The organism is Fimbriimonadaceae bacterium (genome assembly GCA_019638775.1).
Lineage (GTDB): Bacteria > Armatimonadota > Fimbriimonadia > Fimbriimonadales > Fimbriimonadaceae > JAHBTD01.
This window is the reverse complement of sequence record JAHBTD010000004.1, coordinates 258,156-274,523: the sequence shown is the minus strand read 5'-3', so window position 1 is coordinate 274,523 and position 16,368 is coordinate 258,156. Positions and strand designations below refer to the sequence as shown.

Sequence of the window (16,368 nt, the reverse complement as noted above, 5' to 3'; positions counted from 1 at the left end):
AACCAAAGCTGCAACGGCGCGACTTCTCAGCGGCGAGCGAATTTCAGGGCAAAGACGGCCCTTGGAATCTGAATCTCTACCGCGCCAACACCCATGGGCCGGTCAAGATCGTTTTCCTTTGAGCCCATCGGAACCCACGATTTCAAAGCCAATCCGTTTTAGCTTGGTTTGTGCATCCGAATGCACGAGTGAGCTTAACGGACAGAGAGAATCTAAGAACCATGTCCATCCCGATTAACAGACCACACCGCAGCCGTCTTTGCCGAGCGACCCTGCGGTTCACAGCGCTCGCTACTGTCCTTCTCGGAGTTTCTTCTGCATATGCTCAGCCATTCGGTCCCCAGCCGCAAAAGCGCGATTTCAGCAAGGGCAACACGCTCTACGTCGTGCCTTATGCCCACCTGGATACCCAGTGGCGCTGGGCTTACCCGCAGGTGATCCGCGAGTACATCGCCAACACCCTGCACGACAACTTCAAGCTCATCGACAAGTATCCGAACTACGTTTTCAACTTCAGCGGGTCTCGTCGCTACGAGATGATGAAGGAGTACTATCCCGCGGAATACGCCCGGCTGTCGCAGTACATCAAGGACGGTCGGTGGTTCCCGTGCGGGTCGTCGGTGGATGAGGGGGATGCGAACGTGCCTTCGGGCGAGGCCCTGGTGCGTCAGGTGCTTTACGGCAACCAGTACTTCCGCCGAGAGTTTGGGATCGACAGCAAGGAGTTTATGCTTCCCGACTGCTTCGGGTTTCCCTATTCGCTCCCGTCAATTCTGGTGCACTGCGGCCTGAAAGGGTTCTCAACGCAGAAGCTGACTTGGGGATCGGCGAACGGTATTCCGTTTAAAGTCGGCGTGTGGGAGGGTCCGGACGGCAAGAGTATTGTTGCCGCGCTCGATCCGGGCGCGTATGTGGGCGACGTGACGGAGGACCTCAGCCAGAACACAAGCTGGCTGGCCCGCATCCAGAACACCGGGAAGCAGTCCGGCGCGTATGTGGACTATCACTACTACGGCACGGGCGACAAAGGCGGCGCTCCGAACGAAAGCTCGGTTCAGTGGGTGGAGAAGAGCATCGCCGGGACCGGGCCGATCAAGGTGGTTTCGACCCGGGCTGACGAGATGTTCACACTCATGAAGCCGGAGCAGATCGCCAAACTGCCGCGCTATAAGGGCGAGCTTTTGCTCACCGAGCACAGTGCGGGCTCGATCACGTCGCAGGCTTACATGAAGCGGTGGAATCGCAAGAGCGAGCTGCTGGCGGATTCGGCAGAGCGGGCTTCGGTTGCGGCGATGTGGCTGGGCGGGGCGGCGTATCCGACGGACCGGCTGTATCAGGCTTGGGACCTGATCCTGGGCACACAGATGCACGACATGCTCCCCGGCACCAGCATCCCCAAGGCGTACGAGTTCTGCTGGAACGACTATCTGCTTGCCATGAACAAGCTCGGTGCGATCACTGAGGATGCGGTGGGGGCGGTGACTTCGGTGATGGACACGCGAGCCCAAGGGCAGGCCTTGGTCGTCTACAATCCGCTCTCTATCGACCGTGAGGATGTCGTCGAAGCGACGCTGAAAGGCTTCGGAGCTTCGGCGGTTCAGGTCTACAGTCCGGACGGCAAAGCGGTTCCGACGCAGGTCGTCGGTCGGAACGGAGCCGATGTGAGTGTCCTCTTCCTTGCCAAGGTTCCGTCGAACGGCTTCGCGAGCTTTGACGCGCGGAAAGTTTCCAAGCCTGCGCAGACTTTGAGCACACTCCAGGCGTCCGGGAATCGCATCGAGAACAGCCGCTTCCGCGTGACCATCGACAAGAACGGCGATATCGGATCGGTTTACGACAAGACGAACAAGCGCGAAGTCTTGAAGTCGCCCGCGCGGCTAAGCATGCATTTCCACAATCCCCGGGCGTTTCCGGCGTGGAACATGGACTGGGAGGATGCCCAGAAGCCGCCGCGCGGATACGTGACGGGTCCGGCGGAGGTTCGGGTGATCGAGAACGGCCCGGTTCGGGTGACGGTCGAGGTCGAGCGCGAGACGGACGGTTCCAAGTTTGTCCAGCAGATTCGGCTGTCGGCGGGGAGCGCGGGCGACCGCGTCGAGGTCCGCAATTTGATCGACTGGCAGACGAAGGAGACGGCGCTGAAGGCGACTTTCCAGCTGAACAGCGCGAACCCGGAGGCCACCTACGATCTTCAGCTTGGCGCGATCAAGCGCGGCAACAACGACCCGAAGAAGTATGAGGTGCCGCAGCACCAGTGGTTCGACCTCACCAAGGGCGACGGCAGCTACGGCGTGGGCGTTCTGAACGACAGCAAGTACGGTTCGGACAAGCCGAGCGACGACACGGTGCGGCTGACCTTGATTTACACTCCTGGCGTTCGGGGCGGCTATGCCGACCAGGCGACGCAGGACATCGGTCGGCACGAGATTCTATATGCGCTGGCTCCTCATGCTGGCGACTGGCGCAAGGGCGATGTGGCGTGGTCGGCTAAGAGGCTGAACCAGCCGCTGGTCGCCTTTGCCACGCCTTCGCATTCGGGCAAGCTGGGCAAGACGTTCTCGCTGCTGAAATCGAGCAACCGCCAAGTGGAGATTCAGGCGGTGAAGAAGGCAGAAGACAGCGGTGAGATCATCGTTCGGCTGCGCGAGCTTTATGGACAGACCGCCAAGTCCGTTCAGATTTCGGCGGCGCATCCGATCGTCGCCGCGCGCGAGGTGGACGGTCAGGAGATGCCTCTCAAGGCGGCGACCATGCGCAACGGAACGCTCATCACCGACGTTCCCGCATTCTCGCTCAAGACCTTTGCGATCAAGCTTGGGGCTTCCACGACAAAGGCGGCTCCGGCAGCGAGCAAGCCGGTGACGCTGGCTTACGACCATGACGCGGCTTCGACCGACAAGAACCCAAGCGACGGCTCGTTCGGGGCAAACGGCAAGGCGTATGCGGCGGAGATTCTGCCCGCCAGCCTGACCGTGGGCGGCGTGCAGTTCAAGCTCGGATCGGGCAAGGATGGCATGAAGAACGCGGTGGTGGCGAAGGGTCAGAAGATCGCGCTTCCTGCGGGCTATTCACGGGTGTATCTGCTGGCGGCTTCGTCGGAAGGACGCGCCACCTCTCAGCTCATCGTCGGCACGAAGAAGTACCCGATCAACGTCCAGCACTGGAACGGCACGATCGGCGGCTGGGACGATAGGCTTTGGGACGGCGACCTTGGTCCGAACTTCACCAACTACGGCGACATGATCGGGCTGAAGCCGGGATTCGTCACGACCGACGAGGTGGCCTGGTACGGCTCGCACTGCCACGATCCGAAGTCGGGCAACACGTTCTACGACTTCGCCTATATCTATAAGTATGGGTTCGACGTTCCGGCTGGAGCGACCAGCCTGACGCTGCCCAACGACCCGCGCATCAAGGTGTTTGCCGTCAGCGTGGCGAAGGGCGCGCATGATGGCGTGTGGGCGACGCGACCGCTTTATGACGACCTCGGCGAGCATCGGGCGGGCGGTTCGCCTTCGATCTCGCCCAAGGGTGGCACGTTCAGCGACACGATCAGCGTGAGCCTGACGCCGCCGCTCTATTGGTATAAGAACGGCCTGCGCTACACCACGGACGGCTCGAACCCGACCGCACAGTCGCCGGTCTATCGAGGGCCGATCTCGGTCTCCGATCCAACGACAATCAAGGCGGCGATGATCCGACCCGACGGGAAGATGGGCGAGGTGGCGAGCGTTCGGCTGAACGTTAACGATACGACCGCGCCGAAGATCGTTTCGGTCTCGTCTCCAAAAGCCCTCGGCATGGTGCGGGTGGTCTTCTCGGAGAAGGTGAGCAAGGCGACGGCGGAGAATCCGGCGAGCTATCTGCTGAGCTCGGCGACTCCGGTGGCTTCGGCAAAGCTGGGTCAGGATGGAAAGACGGTCGAGCTGACGCTTGAACGGCCTCTTCCGGCAGGCCAGCGCGAGACCATCGTCGTCAACGGCGTTAAGGACCTCTCCAGCCGCGAGAATGCGGTGGCGGGAGCAACGGCCGAGGTTGCCGAGAAGGGCGCCGTTTTCGCGAGTCCGGCGTTGGAGCCCAAGACGCCGCGCACGTTCAACGAGCCGAAGCTGCCCGTGAAGGCGACCGACTCTTGGACGCTCAACCTGTTCTGCAAGATCGACGCGCAGCCCGAGGATCGGACGCTGATTGCGGGCTTTGGGCGTGCGGTCGACGGTCGCACCGGGACCGGGCGGTACTTCACGAAGTTCCCCCGGGGAATCAACTTCTGGGCTGCGAACAAGGACACGATGACCAACGTTCCGCTGGATACGGGCAAGTGGCAGATGCTGACGGCGACCTATGACGGCAAGACGATGCGGCTGTATAAGAACGGCGAGCTGATTGCTGAGAACGAGGTTGAACTGTCGAACGATCAGGCGCAGGTGCGGGTAATGCCGCCCGACGCTTGGGAGCGTCGTCGGCGGTTTGATGGCGAGGTGCGGGACTTGACGGTATGGGATCAGGACCTGTCTCCGGCGGCGATCAAGCGGCTGTGGGAGGCGGGCAAGGGCAGCTAAGCGATGAGCAGGCGTATGCGCTGCCGAGCCGCCGCCGATCTTGCGGACGGTCTGCGTCAGACCCTCCTCCCCCAGGAGGGTGGGGGTGGTGGACGACGCTTGCTTGAGTCCTGCTTTGCATGCGGGGTTAGGATCGCGTTTGCGATCCTAACCCTGATCTCCTTTGCCCTATTGCCAGCAATGGCCTGGGGGCATCCGACGACGGTCTGTGCGGCTCAAGCAAAGGTTCAGCCAGACGGCTCGTTCCAGCTTCGCGTCCGGTTTGACGTTCCTGCGTTTGCACTGGAGACCCCGCCCGCGGACGTGGATGACGACGCGATGCGTGTGCTTCTGCAGGGCACGGACGCGGACCTCCAACGTCGTCTGAACGAGGCGAGGGACCGTTTTGGCCAGCAGCTTCGAGTGACGGGCAGCGGGGCGGCGACGATTTCGCCGTTCTCCTTCCCCACCGCGAAAGAGGTCGTGCAGGCGGCGGTGGTCGATGGGAATCTGCGTCTGCCGATGATGGCTTCGGTGACCTTGAAAGGGAAGCTACCGGCGGGCTCGCGGACGATTGCGTTTCGTTTTCCCGAGGCGCTGGGGACGGTGATCCTGACCGTCGAGTTTCCTTATCGAGAGCCGATTTCGGAGCCGGTGGAGTCGGGGAGCGAGAGCACCCGCCTGCGCATTCCGACCCAGAAAGAAGTCGATGATCTGGCGGCTTCGATGGGGATTCGCGCGGGAGGGAACCGCTCCGTCGGTTCCTCCGGAATCTCCACCCCCCAGCCCCCTCCTCATCAGGGCTCCGCCGCTGACAAGGAGGGGGAGTCGGGAGTGAACCGCTCCGTCGGTTCCTCCGGAATCTCCACCCCCCAACCCCCTCCTCATCAGGGCTCCGCCGCTGACAAGGAGGGGGAGAATGGACCCCATCCCAGAACATCCTCTCCATCTGGGCTTCTCGCTGACAGTGAGGGTCACGGGCGGGACGCCCATGCCACGCCTCCCGGAGTCTCCACCCCCCTACCCCCTCCTCATCAGGGCTCTGCCACTGACAAGGAGGGGGAGTCGGGAGGAGTCACCCACATCCCTTGGTACCGGTCGTTCGGCAGCTACGTCAAGCTGGGCTTTGTCCACATCATTCCGGCGGGGCTTGACCACATCCTTTTCGTGCTTGGCCTCTTCCTTCTCAGCCGCAAAGCCAAGGACCTCATCAAGCAGATTACGGCCTTTACGATCGCGCATTCTCTGACCCTCGCCTTGTCGCTCTTTGGCGTGTTCCAGCTTCCGGCGAGCGTCGTTGAGCCGCTGATCGCTCTGAGCATCGTCTTCGTCGCGGTCGAGAACATCTTCACGACGGAGATGAAATCGTGGCGGCCTTATGTGGTGTTCGGCTTTGGCCTGATGCACGGGCTCGGGTTTGCCGGGATTCTGCACGACGCGCAGCTGCCGCGCGGGGACTATCTCTCCGCGCTGATCGGGTTCAACGCAGGCGTGGAGCTTGGGCAGCTGGCGGTGGTTGCGGGGGCGTTTCTGCTGGTGGGGTGGTTCCGCTCGCATGACAAATATCGCCAACTCGTAACGATGCCAGTATCAATGGCGATCGCACTGGTGGCGATATTCTGGACTGTCCAGCGGATATTCTTTTAGCTTAATGCCTTTATCGGCTCTCAAAATGGACTGCTGGTTGTCGCTCAGAATGGGGCTACGGCCCACGAAAACCTATTTCGTCTGTTTGACATTCTCATTGATCGGAGTCACGAAGGGCACATCGTATTCGCCGAAGCGCACGCGTCCACGAATCTGCGCCGATTTAGGCAATTTCAAATCGACATAGGGGATTGCCATACGTTCCACTGCCAATGCCGAGACGAATCGAATGTGTACTTGGCCATCCTTGATTCCAACGATCTTTCCCTCCTGAAGCGGAATTTCGTCGAATCCAACCCGTAGAAAGAGGCTTGTCGGAACAATGTTTTCCGGTTTGTAACCGTTTGGAATACGTATGTAGGCGTCGATCGTATCTCCGCGAATGGAGTACGAGTCGGTTTTTCCGTTTAAGACGACACCGATGTAAATGTCATCTATCCATGTTGCCCAATCAAATGACTTGTATTCCGCTCCCTGATCCGTCATTCCGTGTCCGCTAGCGGTGCTGAACTCGATGGTTACCCCTTGCGTATCCACGACGGATGTCGCCCTCAGCACTACTGGAGTCCATTCCGTGAGCCTGCTGAAGGATGGCAAGTCAACGGACTGAATGGGCTCTTTCGCGCTGACGTCGCCGAGATAAAGCCCGGACGAAAGCCACTTGTTTTGTACTGACCCGCCGTTCGGGGAAAGAACCCACGCCGTGAAGGTGACCAGCGTTCCTCGTGGAATTGGAATGTCAATTGTGCGTCGAACAACGCCCCCCCAATATCGGTGGTAAAGCTTTAGCGATCCTTTACCGGCATGTCCTACCGTCTTGTCAATCTCCCAATAGTTCTCGATTCTTCCATCTGGAAGCACCATGGGAGGCTGCAACGGTGTGAATTTCATCGAGTCGAGGCTGCCAGTATCGAAGTCAAGGAATCGAGACGCCGGAATAATTCCATCGGTACCAAATTGAGCCGCAATCGCAACGGGCTGAATGCTTGGATGAGGCATGAACAGCGCAACGACTGTAATCAACAACGCCAGTAATGGGATCGCTGGAACAATGACTTTCCGACTCGCCGCAACGCCAAGTATGCGGGCGACCTTGAATTTGACCGGATGGCTTACGGCCTGCAAAATTTCGTCGCGAGTTTTTTTGTCGGGTTCAGGTGTGTGCAAGGCGCCAAGAAGGACTTGCCCAAACGGTGCAATCTGGCTCTCTATCTTGAGACGGCAGTCAGTGCACTGTTCGAGATGAACATCGATGGCATCAAGTTCGGCATCGGTCAATTTACCGGCAGCATAGGCCGCAATTTTTGAGGCGTCGCAGTGTGTATTCATGGTGTATTCTCCTCACGAAATCGGTCGTGTGTTCAGTTGTCTTCGGCTGGTGGATCTTCGGCATCACGATCCGCGTCGACATCGTGGTCTCCGCCAAAACCTGGGCCCTGGACTTCATTGCGGAGCCAAACAAGGAAGCGTCGAATCCATGCGTGGACTGTTCCAGGAGGTTGTTCCAGTATCTCTGCGATCCGTGTATTTCCCATACCTTCGATAAATCGAAGGAGAAGCGCTCCAAGTAAACGCATACGGGCCAAACAGTCCATTCGGGGGTGAGGTCCTGAACAGTAGTTCAGTATCACTCGAACCAGTTTTGCCTCGAGTCCGGCGGAGTGGGCAAACAATATCACGACAACCTTGGGGTCAAAGTCCTCGGGCATTTGACACTCATGGGCATCCTGGCTTTTGCACTGTCGCAAAGTATCGCGACAGACATTTCGGGCGATACCGAACAGAAATGCAATCGGATCTCTAGCACTTTGTAACCTTGCATACTCTTCTTTCGCCTTCAACATAATCGCTACAGTTGCGTCGTTCGCAAGATCGGGATTCTTGAGCCATGCCCGACAGAAGCGATAGACGCCAATAAAATTGTCGCGTAAAAACTTGTCGAAATCCTTCATCATGCCTCCCATCAACAACTTCAAGGCGATGCAAAGAGGTTGCTGAAAGTTCTCTTCACTTTATTAGACAGGATCACGTTTTCTTCCCATGCACAAGCGAGAAAATAGTTGAATGCTCTCCAATTTTTTTAATAGCAACGCATGGAGAAAAAGATTTGCTGCACCTAACCTAGTGCGTGAATTGCTATCGCGGTTCGCCATTCACCGATAGGGGTGCAAAATTGAAAAATGTTTCAAAATTGAGAATCATTGTTGCTTTCTGCATTGCTTTAGCGGCAAGTTTCGCAATGAGCAACGAATCAGTATCAATCGATTCACAGACTAATGTCCTTGAATTGACTACGACAAACTCCGCGTACTTGCCTGGCCTTGGCGGATCACTATCCCTTGAAGCTCAAGGTAGTCCACGCTACGGGGCTCCGGCTTCTGCCATCTGGAAGTCCATCGTCTGGCAGTTTCATCCGCCGGGCAGTGGCATCTCATACATGCGAGTCCCGATCAGTGGGAACTCGAACCTGAATGCTTTGAGCCCCGGGATTGCATTCCTGACCGATGCCCAGGGGAGTCTATTCGATAACTCAGGTCAGGTTGACCTGATATTACGCGATGGTGCGAACAACGTTCAGTTTGCCGGGACGCTCTTTGCAAACACGAACGTTGCAGAGCACACGCATACAACAGTTCAGCCTTTCTTGACAAGCTCAACCATTGGCATATACAAGGTAAGCCTGTCGGGTTTTGCCCATCATGGATCTCCAAGCTCGCCGTATCATGGTGCAATGTTGCAATTCATCACGCCGGACGGCGCGATTGATTACGCCCCAGTTATGGTTGGGGGCTCGACTGAAGTCTTTGGCCGAGACGTTCGAGTAATGATCACCGACACAATCGGTACACTCTCCGATAATAGTGGAGTTCTAACGGCGACTCTTGATCCGGTTCCAGAACCCGCATCATTAGCGGCATTGCTGATGGGGTCAATAGCATACATGACAGCCCGAAAAAAACTTTCATGTAAGTAAACTTGCGCCGACAACGGGATAGACGTTGCCTCCCTCTGTCCCGTTGTCATTATAAGTTTGAGCTCGCCAGATCTGTGCAACAATCTAAAAGTACATCAGCATATGCTAAACCCCTTCTTGTATTATTGTCACTGACGGCTATTTTTACGGCTCCGTCATTTCAGACTATAGAACGCTAAGGCAGTCACTTGGTCTGCTGATCCAGTTCTCGGACAAATTCGGAAGCCAGACGGGATGAATGCTTCACTGCGGATTGGACAGGACACTGGAAGTATTGCTCTGCGAATCCCAAAATTTTGTCGTAAAGAGTTTAATTGAGCGCTGACATTCGTAACCTTCCGTTCAACAGTCTTTGCATATGCGATTTTTTTGGGAAACCAGAGTCTGAATGATTTAGGCTTCTCGTCATCGGCTATCGGTTTCGCCTTTGGCGCTGCAGCGGTGCAACAACCTTTTGCACAGCATAGTACGTTGAGTACCGACGCAAGTAGGGTAAACCTGAGATGTGATCGTTAGCTACTTTAAAGCGCAGCCGACCGAGTATGTGATGCAGGTAGTCGATGGCAAGACTCGCCGGCAAGGGCTTGGTCTCTCCTTTCCTTATATGCCATTGAAGACCAATATCGTCTTGGTGCCAACCAGCAGCATGGATGGCAATTTCGTCTTCAACGAGGTGACGAACAACTTCCAGCAGGTCACGATTCAAGGGCAGTACACCTATCGCATCGCAAACGCGGAGCGGGCGGCGGAGACGATGAATTTCACCATCGATGCGCGCTCTCGCAAGCGGATGAGCACCGATTTGGAGCGTTTACCGCAGAGGGTTGCGAACGTGATTCAGCTGCATACGCGGGCTGAAATCCAGGCGCTAACCCTTGAAGAAACGATCCGGCAGTCGGATACGGTTGCCAACGCGGTCTATGCACAAGTGCAAAGCTCGGAGGTGCTGGCTGAGTTAGGTGTGGCGGTATTGGGTCTGCACTTCCTGTCGATCACACCTACCCCAGAGGTGGGCAAAGCGCTGGAAGCCGATTATCGTGAGACTTTGTTGAGGAAAGCCGATGAAGCGATTTATGCCCGTCGGGAAGCCGCAGTCGAGAATGAACAGAAGATTCAGGAGAAGCAAATGGACGCCGATATCGCTCTTGCGGCACAGCGCGACAAGCTGTTGGATTTGGAGGGGGCGAATGCCTTGAAGGAAGCTGAGACGCGAGGCAAGGCGACTGAAGAAGAGGCAGCCTATCGAGCAAGGGCCCTCGAAATGGAGTTGAAGGCTTACAGTGCGCTTACGCCCCAAGAGATCCTCGCTCTCGGGATCAAGTCGATTGGAGACAATGCCCAAAAGGTAGGAAACCTGACCATCACCTCCGAGGTTTTGGCCGCGCTCTTGGACAGCAAGGGAACACCTAGTGGAAAGAGTTGATAAGATTGTTCTTATCACTAAGAAGACCCCGCTGGAAGAACTGATCGAGCGGTTTGGCAGCGCGGAACAGGCCCGCTTTTATCTGACCCATGGTGGAGGCTCATACGACGACTTTGCTGACTTTCATGCCCGCTATGAAAGCGCACTGGACCTCATCCGGGCGAGCATTCCCGAGGGCATTCGGTTTCAAGAGGTCGACCGGAAGTTTCTTCCTAACTTCGTATTCGGGCCGCATGATCTGGTCGCCACGCTTGGTCCAGATGGTCTTGTCGTAAACACGGCAAAGTATTTGGATCATCAACCTATCATTCCTTTTAACCCGGACCCCAGTCGGATCGATGGCGTGTTGGCGACCTTCTCGACTTATCATGTGGAAGCAGTTTGGAAAGCTGTTCTTGCTCAAAGGCTGAATCTGACACAGGTTGTGATGGCCCAGGCTACTCTGAACAACGGGCAGACTCTCTTTGGTGTGAACGACCTTTTTATCGGTCAGCGAACCCACGTCTCCGCCCGTTACGAGATCGCGTTTGAAGGCCGTCGAGAAAGGCACTCTTCCAGTGGGATCATTGTCTCGACGGGGGCGGGCTCGACGGGGTGGTATCGGTCGGTGGTGACTGGCGCCGAGGAGATTAGCGCGTCGGTATGGAATGAGCCTCAAAGAGAGCCGGACTATGCTTGGTCGATGAGTTCACCAGAGCTAAGATTTAGCGTGCGGGAGCCGTTCGGGAGCAAGATCACGCAAACGTCGCTTTGTGCGGGTCGGATTGTCGAAGGGGAGGAGCTTCTTCTTGTCTCGGAGATGCCGCAGAACGGGGTGATCTTCAGCGATGGAATTGAAGAGGACTTCTTGCCGTTCAATAGCGGGTCGAGCGCCCGGATTGGGATTGCGGAGCGGCGGGTGTCCTTGGCGTACAAGTGACCTGTTCTTGAAATACTGCTATAGGATATGTGAAATAGACAGAAGGAGATAATGATTGCCTAAGCATGGGTGGAAGTGGCGAAAGGAACAACTGCGTGCGATGAGCACGAGTCAGTTGATGCTCTGCCTCGAACCTAGTCGCAAACATGGTGCCTCGGCGAAGACTGCGAGATGGGTATATGAAAATCTATGCGAGGGCGAGGACAAAGCAGGCATCAGAGTCACAGCGCTGCTAGCCATGGCGAGGGATGACCGGGCTCCATGGGTTGCCCACTATTTGTGGAAACAGCTTGACCTTCACAAAGCCCAAGAGTTTGGCGACTGGGTCATCATTGCGCTGAACCGTTCTCCGCAGATCAATTCCCTGAACGTTGAAAGACTAATCGATATCTACGAGGATGAGTCGGCTCATGACTCAACGCGAAGTTCGGCAATCTTTGCCCTCGCTAACGCTGCACAGAACGCACAGTGGGCAGAGCGGTGGAAGGGCAGAGGAATGCATCAGCTACCAGACACGGTGTGGGCGCGGATTCATTCAACTTGCAAGAAGGCGGTCGACGACCATAAGCGACCATACGCACGGGCTGGTGCAGCTTGGTTGGCAACGATCCTGGGAGGCTATGATGCGGAACTCGCCATTCTTGCTGAGGACAAAACGCCTGTCTATGACGGTTCCCAATCCCCGACGGTTTCAGACTACGCGAAATGACCTTATAGATCGGACGGCAAAACCGGGTGCATGAACCTCGTATCTACAGTAAGTGGTCGTATACGTAGGTGTTTCCCATGAAGTCACGAGTTAACACTGCGAATAGAGTTGCTCTCAGTATAGTGGCGTCGCTGTGGGTTTTGCTTTTTGTCGTGGGAATGGGTTCGGAAACTGTCGAACAATGGTTATACCATGTGTTCGTAACCATCCCTTCCTACATTCCCGCTGGCATCGTAGCCCCAATGGATGAGACAACCAATTTTCATGCACACCTCGGCGGCTACCAATTCAAAGAAACCTCGCCCGTGTTCTGGTACTTAGGATGGCTGATTTGTGGATTCCTGGTTTGGACAGTTGCTGGCTACCAACCGAATCTTCAATTCAAGTGGCCTCGCTTTATCTGGATAGCACTTGCCTATGCTCTGATGATCTTAGAGGTACGGGGCATATTAATCGTACGCATTGCTTCTTTGCCCGATGTGATAGTGGCTTACGGTGTCTTAGGGGGCTGTGCCGCTGTCGTGCTCTTGTTTTCAAGGCAGCACGTCACAAAGCCGAGTTCAGCTCCGATCCGTATCCAACAAAGCAGCTAACTTCGCCGGGGCGACCGTTCGGTAGGCATTCTCAACAATCCCAGCAATCTCATCCCAATCCAAGGGCACATCCAAATACACTCCCAACCAACCTTTCGGGCCGACATAGGGCGGGCGAAAAAACCTCTGAGGCTCGTCTGAGACTAACGCCTCTTGGACTCCTGGCGGAGCCGCACACCAAAACGCCAGTCGATTGTCGTGGTGATGGTTGGCGTAAATGACAAACTGCTTACCCTTGCCGACGAACCACGACGGTTCGCCATGACTAAGACGTTCAGTCGCTTCTGGCAGCGCCATACATAGGGTGCGCAGGCGATCAAGTGTGTCTCCATTCACGCTTCAATTGTAGCATGAAGTAACGCAATCGAATGCGCCATTAGAACATATAGTGAGGCTTTGTTGGCAATCAAGTCAGATTGTCTTTTTCTTAGTCAAGAACGATATGACAGCCATGGCTAAGAAAACAAAGAACAGAATCTTGGCGATACTTGCAGCCGTTCCGGCAATGCTGCCGAATCCAAAAATAGCCGCAATGATCGCTATGATCAAGAACACAACGGCGTAATGTAACATATGAATCTATACGCCCGATTCTTCGGGTTATTTTAGAAAGTGAGAAAAATGCCCAAAGTTAACTTCAATCCAATATCAAATGACCGTAAAAAGGCAGCAGTGTCAGAGCTCAATCCTTTACTTGTCGACAGCATTGATCTTTATAATCAGATTAAGCTGGCCCATTGGAATCTTCGCGACCCTGATTTTATCGCCGTGCACAGGCTTTTTGATGAAGTCGGAGCCGCGGTTTTGGAAGGGGTTGATCTGATTGCTGAGAGGATTCGTCAGCTCGGCGAACCAGTCGTGGCTTCGACTGCAGTCGTCTCAAAGCAAAGCTCCTTGAAGGGGTTTCCGACGGGGGTAATTGCAGGCCAGACTGCGATCAAGGCCGTCTGTGAAGCTGTGGGCCACTGCGTTGAAATGCTCCATCAATCCATAGTTCGCATGGACGAAGCGGGTGACCCTATCACTGCCGATCTGCTCACGCAGGTAAGCCGGGGACTGGAAGTCCAGCTTTGGTTCCTCGAATCGCACCTGTCATAGTACGTTTCCTGGTGTGAGAGGCGTACCTTGATAGGGGTTTATGAAAGGCAAGTTTTCTGTTGTCCTCAATGCTCATGCACGGAGTGGTGACCAGGTTATCGATCTGATCCGTGAACGATGGGGTGAGGCTGCTAAAGAAATCTGCGTGGTCGAGAGTGTTCAGGCGTTCGAGAAGGCGATCACAAGCGCCAAAAAGGACGTTGGCACTTTGATCGTCGGTGGTGGCGACGGCACCATCCGTAAAGCGGCCGAACTCTTGTTGGGCACGGATACCATGCTTGGTGTCTTACCTCTGGGAACGGGGAATGCTCTTGCTCATGAACTTGGAATCCCTATTTCGACTGCCGATGCGATGACATTTCTCGACGAGCAGGCCGTACCCGCCAAGATCGACGTTGGCAGGTTCAACTCGGATGTCTTTGTAAACGTCGCGACGCTTGGTATCACTTCCAAGATCATGGATATCATCGCGAACTCTCCCAAAGGGAAGTTTGGACGTCTTGTTTATATCCCAGCCCTTTTTCGAGCCGTTCGATTTGCAAAGTCATTCCGAATCCGTATTGAGTCGGAGAAGGAGGCGCTTGATCTGCGTGCAGTTCAGTTTGTCGCGGCGAGTTCTCAACAGCATGGCGGCCCTTTTCGCGTGACGGAATCGGCCTCCATCACAGACGGAAAACTCTCCGTATATGTGGTGAAGAAGGGTGATCGCGGGAGTCTCTTTCGTTATGGTCTTGGGCTCTTGTTTGGACGGCACACGGAGTTGCCCACGGTCTGGAGTGCTGAGCTCTCCCAGGTTCAAATCACCCTTTCAAAGACGGGACGATTTGTGCTCGATGGCGACGCCGTCAAAGCCCGTGAGGCTGAAATCCGTGTCGAGCCAAGCTCACTCAACGTGCTCGTTTCACCCGAATCCGCAGCGTCGAAGAAGGCTTAGGCTGTTGGATCGGCATGTACGTGCTCAAACCGACGATCTGGAACAAGCCACATCAGCGCCACGAGCACATAAAGGGCGCATGCGAGTGATGGCATGAGCCAAGCAATTCCCATCGAAGCAGCATAAATCAGGATTGAGATTTTGCCTTTGAAGTCCGCTCCAAGACTCTTCGAAATTGCCGAGTCCTTGCCATTGGCAGCGACGAGAGTTCGGGCAAGGATGTAGTACGCGATCGCGCAGAGCAGGAGTACGCCGCCGTAGGTCAGTACGGGGCCGCGAGCGAAGTGTTCGGCCATCCATGCCGTCACAAACGGGATCATCGAAAGCCAGAAGAGCAGGTGCATGTTCGCCCAGAGCACCCTCCCGCTGATGTGGTGGGCCGAGTGCAGCATATGATGGTGGTTGTTCCAATAGATCCCGAGGAACGTGAAGCTGAGCGCATAGCAAAGGAACCCTGGCCAAACAGCGCCGAGCGCCTCCAGTTGGGCGGAGATTGGGGCCCTGAGTTCCAAGACCATGATGGTCATCACGATGGCAATGACGGCATCACTAAATGCTTCCATCCGTCCGCGTGTCATGTTGCCTATTCTGCCACCATCGACGTTCGAGTTGTCGTTAAATCGAAATACAGGTGTCGCTCAACTTGAGTTGAGCGTATTCCCAAGAATAGGAGACGACCGAATGAGAATGATCTTAGCCTCTTTCATTGCTTGTGTGATCGCGTTAGCGGCTTGGGCTCAGACCCCTGCAGAACAGTTACCCAGCATCAATCTGCCGCCCGACCTTCAGCGTGTGCTTTCGGACTATGAGGCGGCTTGGCTGAAGAAGGATGCAAAAGCGCTGTCTGAGCTGTTTGCTGAAGATGGATTTGTGCTTTCGACGGGCAGGCCGCCTGTGCGCGGCAGGGAAGCGATCAAGGTGCGCTATGCGAATTCCGGTGGTGATCTGTTCCTGCGTGCTTGGGCTTATGCCGCAGAAGGCTCAACCGGCTATATCATCGGCGGCTATTCCAAGGCAAAGGGCGAACCCGACATCGGCAAGTTCACCTTGACTCTGCAAAAGGGCAAAGATGGCCGATGGCTGATCATGTCGGACATGGACAACGGAAACGCCACCCGCAATTAGCCTGTTGAGGTTTGCTATTGGACGCTACGATGGCAGGCTGACTATCGGCCCCATGGGAACCATCGCACGTTTGTGCTTTGGTCAAAAAAGGCCATGAGGATAGCAAAAATAATGACGCCGACGGCGACTCCCGCGACAATATAGAAAGTTTCGTGTGCCGCTGCTTGATGCCGCTCATTGCGGTCTGGCGGCTTCCTAAACGGATCGCGGTCCATATGGTTAATTATACGGCAAGAATCGGGTTAAACGTAGGTTCAGCGGCAACGGTTGGGCGTCGCAGACTGAATATAAGATTGGGAAGAGGAGAGTGGCTGCCGGACTAGGATTCGAACCTAGACGTACGACACCAAAAACCGTTGTCCTGCCATTAGACGATCCGGCACAGCCAGGGGATATTATACTCGGCTG

The 16,368-nt window shown here is 55.7% G+C and carries 16 protein-coding genes and 1 tRNA gene; 10 read left to right on the top strand and 7 right to left on the bottom strand.

What is annotated here, in order from left to right:
* Positions 1-221: 221 nt before the first annotated feature.
* Together KF784_15505 and KF784_15500 are read left to right on the top strand one after the other, a co-directional pair.
* Positions 222-4,559, top strand: coding sequence for a chitobiase/beta-hexosaminidase C-terminal domain-containing protein (locus KF784_15505; protein ID MBX3120464.1), 4,338 nt, complete (start codon positions 222-224; stop codon positions 4,557-4,559).
* Between the two features lie 15 nt (positions 4,560-4,574).
* Positions 4,575-6,185 carry a HupE/UreJ family protein gene (locus KF784_15500; protein ID MBX3120463.1) on the top strand — a complete coding sequence of 537 codons (1,611 nt, stop codon included), beginning with the start codon at positions 4,575-4,577 and terminating at the stop codon, positions 6,183-6,185.
* Positions 6,186-6,257: 72 nt separating this feature from the next.
* Here KF784_15500 and KF784_15495 read toward each other — a convergent pair whose 3' ends face one another.
* Complete coding sequence (locus tag KF784_15495; protein MBX3120462.1) at positions 6,258-7,514, bottom strand: zf-HC2 domain-containing protein; 1,257 nt, start codon at positions 7,512-7,514, stop codon at positions 6,258-6,260.
* 32 nt (positions 7,515-7,546) lie between these two features.
* The gene (locus KF784_15490) at positions 7,547-8,140 is read right to left on the bottom strand and encodes an RNA polymerase sigma factor (GenBank protein ID MBX3120461.1); all 594 of its coding nucleotides are present in this window, start codon (positions 8,138-8,140) and stop codon (positions 7,547-7,549) included.
* Positions 8,141-8,358: 218 nt separating this feature from the next.
* Between KF784_15490 and KF784_15485 the strand changes: the two genes are divergently transcribed.
* From KF784_15485 to KF784_15465, 5 genes are all read left to right on the top strand, one after another.
* Positions 8,359-9,159 (top strand): PEP-CTERM sorting domain-containing protein, encoded by an 801-nt coding sequence (locus KF784_15485; protein ID MBX3120460.1) that lies wholly within the window; start codon positions 8,359-8,361, stop codon positions 9,157-9,159.
* A 505-nt stretch (positions 9,160-9,664) separates the two neighbouring features.
* Positions 9,665-10,582: an SPFH domain-containing protein gene (locus KF784_15480; protein ID MBX3120459.1), complete on the top strand. Its 918-nt coding sequence runs from the start codon at positions 9,665-9,667 to the stop codon at positions 10,580-10,582.
* Positions 10,569-11,501 (top strand): hypothetical protein, encoded by a 933-nt coding sequence (locus tag KF784_15475; protein ID MBX3120458.1) that lies wholly within the window; start codon positions 10,569-10,571, stop codon positions 11,499-11,501. Before KF784_15480 ends, KF784_15475 begins: the two co-directional genes overlap by 14 nt.
* A 55-nt stretch (positions 11,502-11,556) precedes the next feature.
* Complete coding sequence (locus KF784_15470) at positions 11,557-12,210, top strand: hypothetical protein (GenBank protein ID MBX3120457.1); 654 nt, start codon at positions 11,557-11,559, stop codon at positions 12,208-12,210.
* Between the two features lie 77 nt (positions 12,211-12,287).
* Positions 12,288-12,803: a hypothetical protein gene (locus KF784_15465; protein MBX3120456.1), complete on the top strand. Its 516-nt coding sequence runs from the start codon at positions 12,288-12,290 to the stop codon at positions 12,801-12,803.
* Here KF784_15465 and KF784_15460 read toward each other — a convergent pair.
* Both KF784_15460 and KF784_15455 read right to left on the bottom strand, forming a co-directional pair.
* Positions 12,771-13,139: an MmcQ/YjbR family DNA-binding protein gene (locus KF784_15460; protein ID MBX3120455.1), complete on the bottom strand. Its 369-nt coding sequence runs from the start codon at positions 13,137-13,139 to the stop codon at positions 12,771-12,773. The two genes, KF784_15465 and KF784_15460, sit on opposite strands and share 33 nt — an antisense overlap.
* Positions 13,140-13,214: 75 nt before the next feature.
* Positions 13,215-13,376 carry a DUF1328 domain-containing protein gene (locus tag KF784_15455; GenBank protein ID MBX3120454.1) on the bottom strand — a complete coding sequence of 54 codons (162 nt, stop codon included), beginning with the start codon at positions 13,374-13,376 and terminating at the stop codon, positions 13,215-13,217.
* A 48-nt stretch (positions 13,377-13,424) separates the two neighbouring features.
* Between KF784_15455 and dps the strand changes: the two genes are divergently transcribed.
* Both dps and KF784_15445 read left to right on the top strand, forming a co-directional pair.
* The gene (gene dps, locus KF784_15450; GenBank protein MBX3120453.1) at positions 13,425-13,901 is read left to right on the top strand and encodes a DNA starvation/stationary phase protection protein Dps; all 477 of its coding nucleotides are present in this window, start codon (positions 13,425-13,427) and stop codon (positions 13,899-13,901) included.
* A gap of 40 nt (positions 13,902-13,941) precedes the next feature.
* Complete coding sequence (locus KF784_15445; protein MBX3120452.1) at positions 13,942-14,835, top strand: hypothetical protein; 894 nt, start codon at positions 13,942-13,944, stop codon at positions 14,833-14,835.
* Here the strand turns inward: KF784_15445 and KF784_15440 are convergent.
* Entirely contained in the window at positions 14,832-15,413 is a 582-nt protein-coding gene (locus KF784_15440) for a DUF1211 domain-containing protein (protein MBX3120451.1), read from the bottom strand. The genes KF784_15445 and KF784_15440 overlap by 4 nt on opposite strands.
* Positions 15,414-15,516: 103 nt before the next feature.
* On the opposite strand from KF784_15440, the gene KF784_15435 reads away from it, so the two are divergent.
* Positions 15,517-15,960 (top strand): nuclear transport factor 2 family protein, encoded by a 444-nt coding sequence (locus KF784_15435; GenBank protein ID MBX3120450.1) that lies wholly within the window; start codon positions 15,517-15,519, stop codon positions 15,958-15,960.
* A gap of 41 nt (positions 15,961-16,001) precedes the next feature.
* Here the strand turns inward: KF784_15435 and KF784_15430 are convergent, their stop codons facing one another.
* Entirely contained in the window at positions 16,002-16,175 is a 174-nt protein-coding gene (locus tag KF784_15430; protein MBX3120449.1) for a hypothetical protein, read from the bottom strand.
* Between the two features lie 93 nt (positions 16,176-16,268).
* Positions 16,269-16,342, bottom strand: a tRNA-Gln gene (locus KF784_15425).
* Positions 16,343-16,368: the final 26 nt, after the last annotated feature.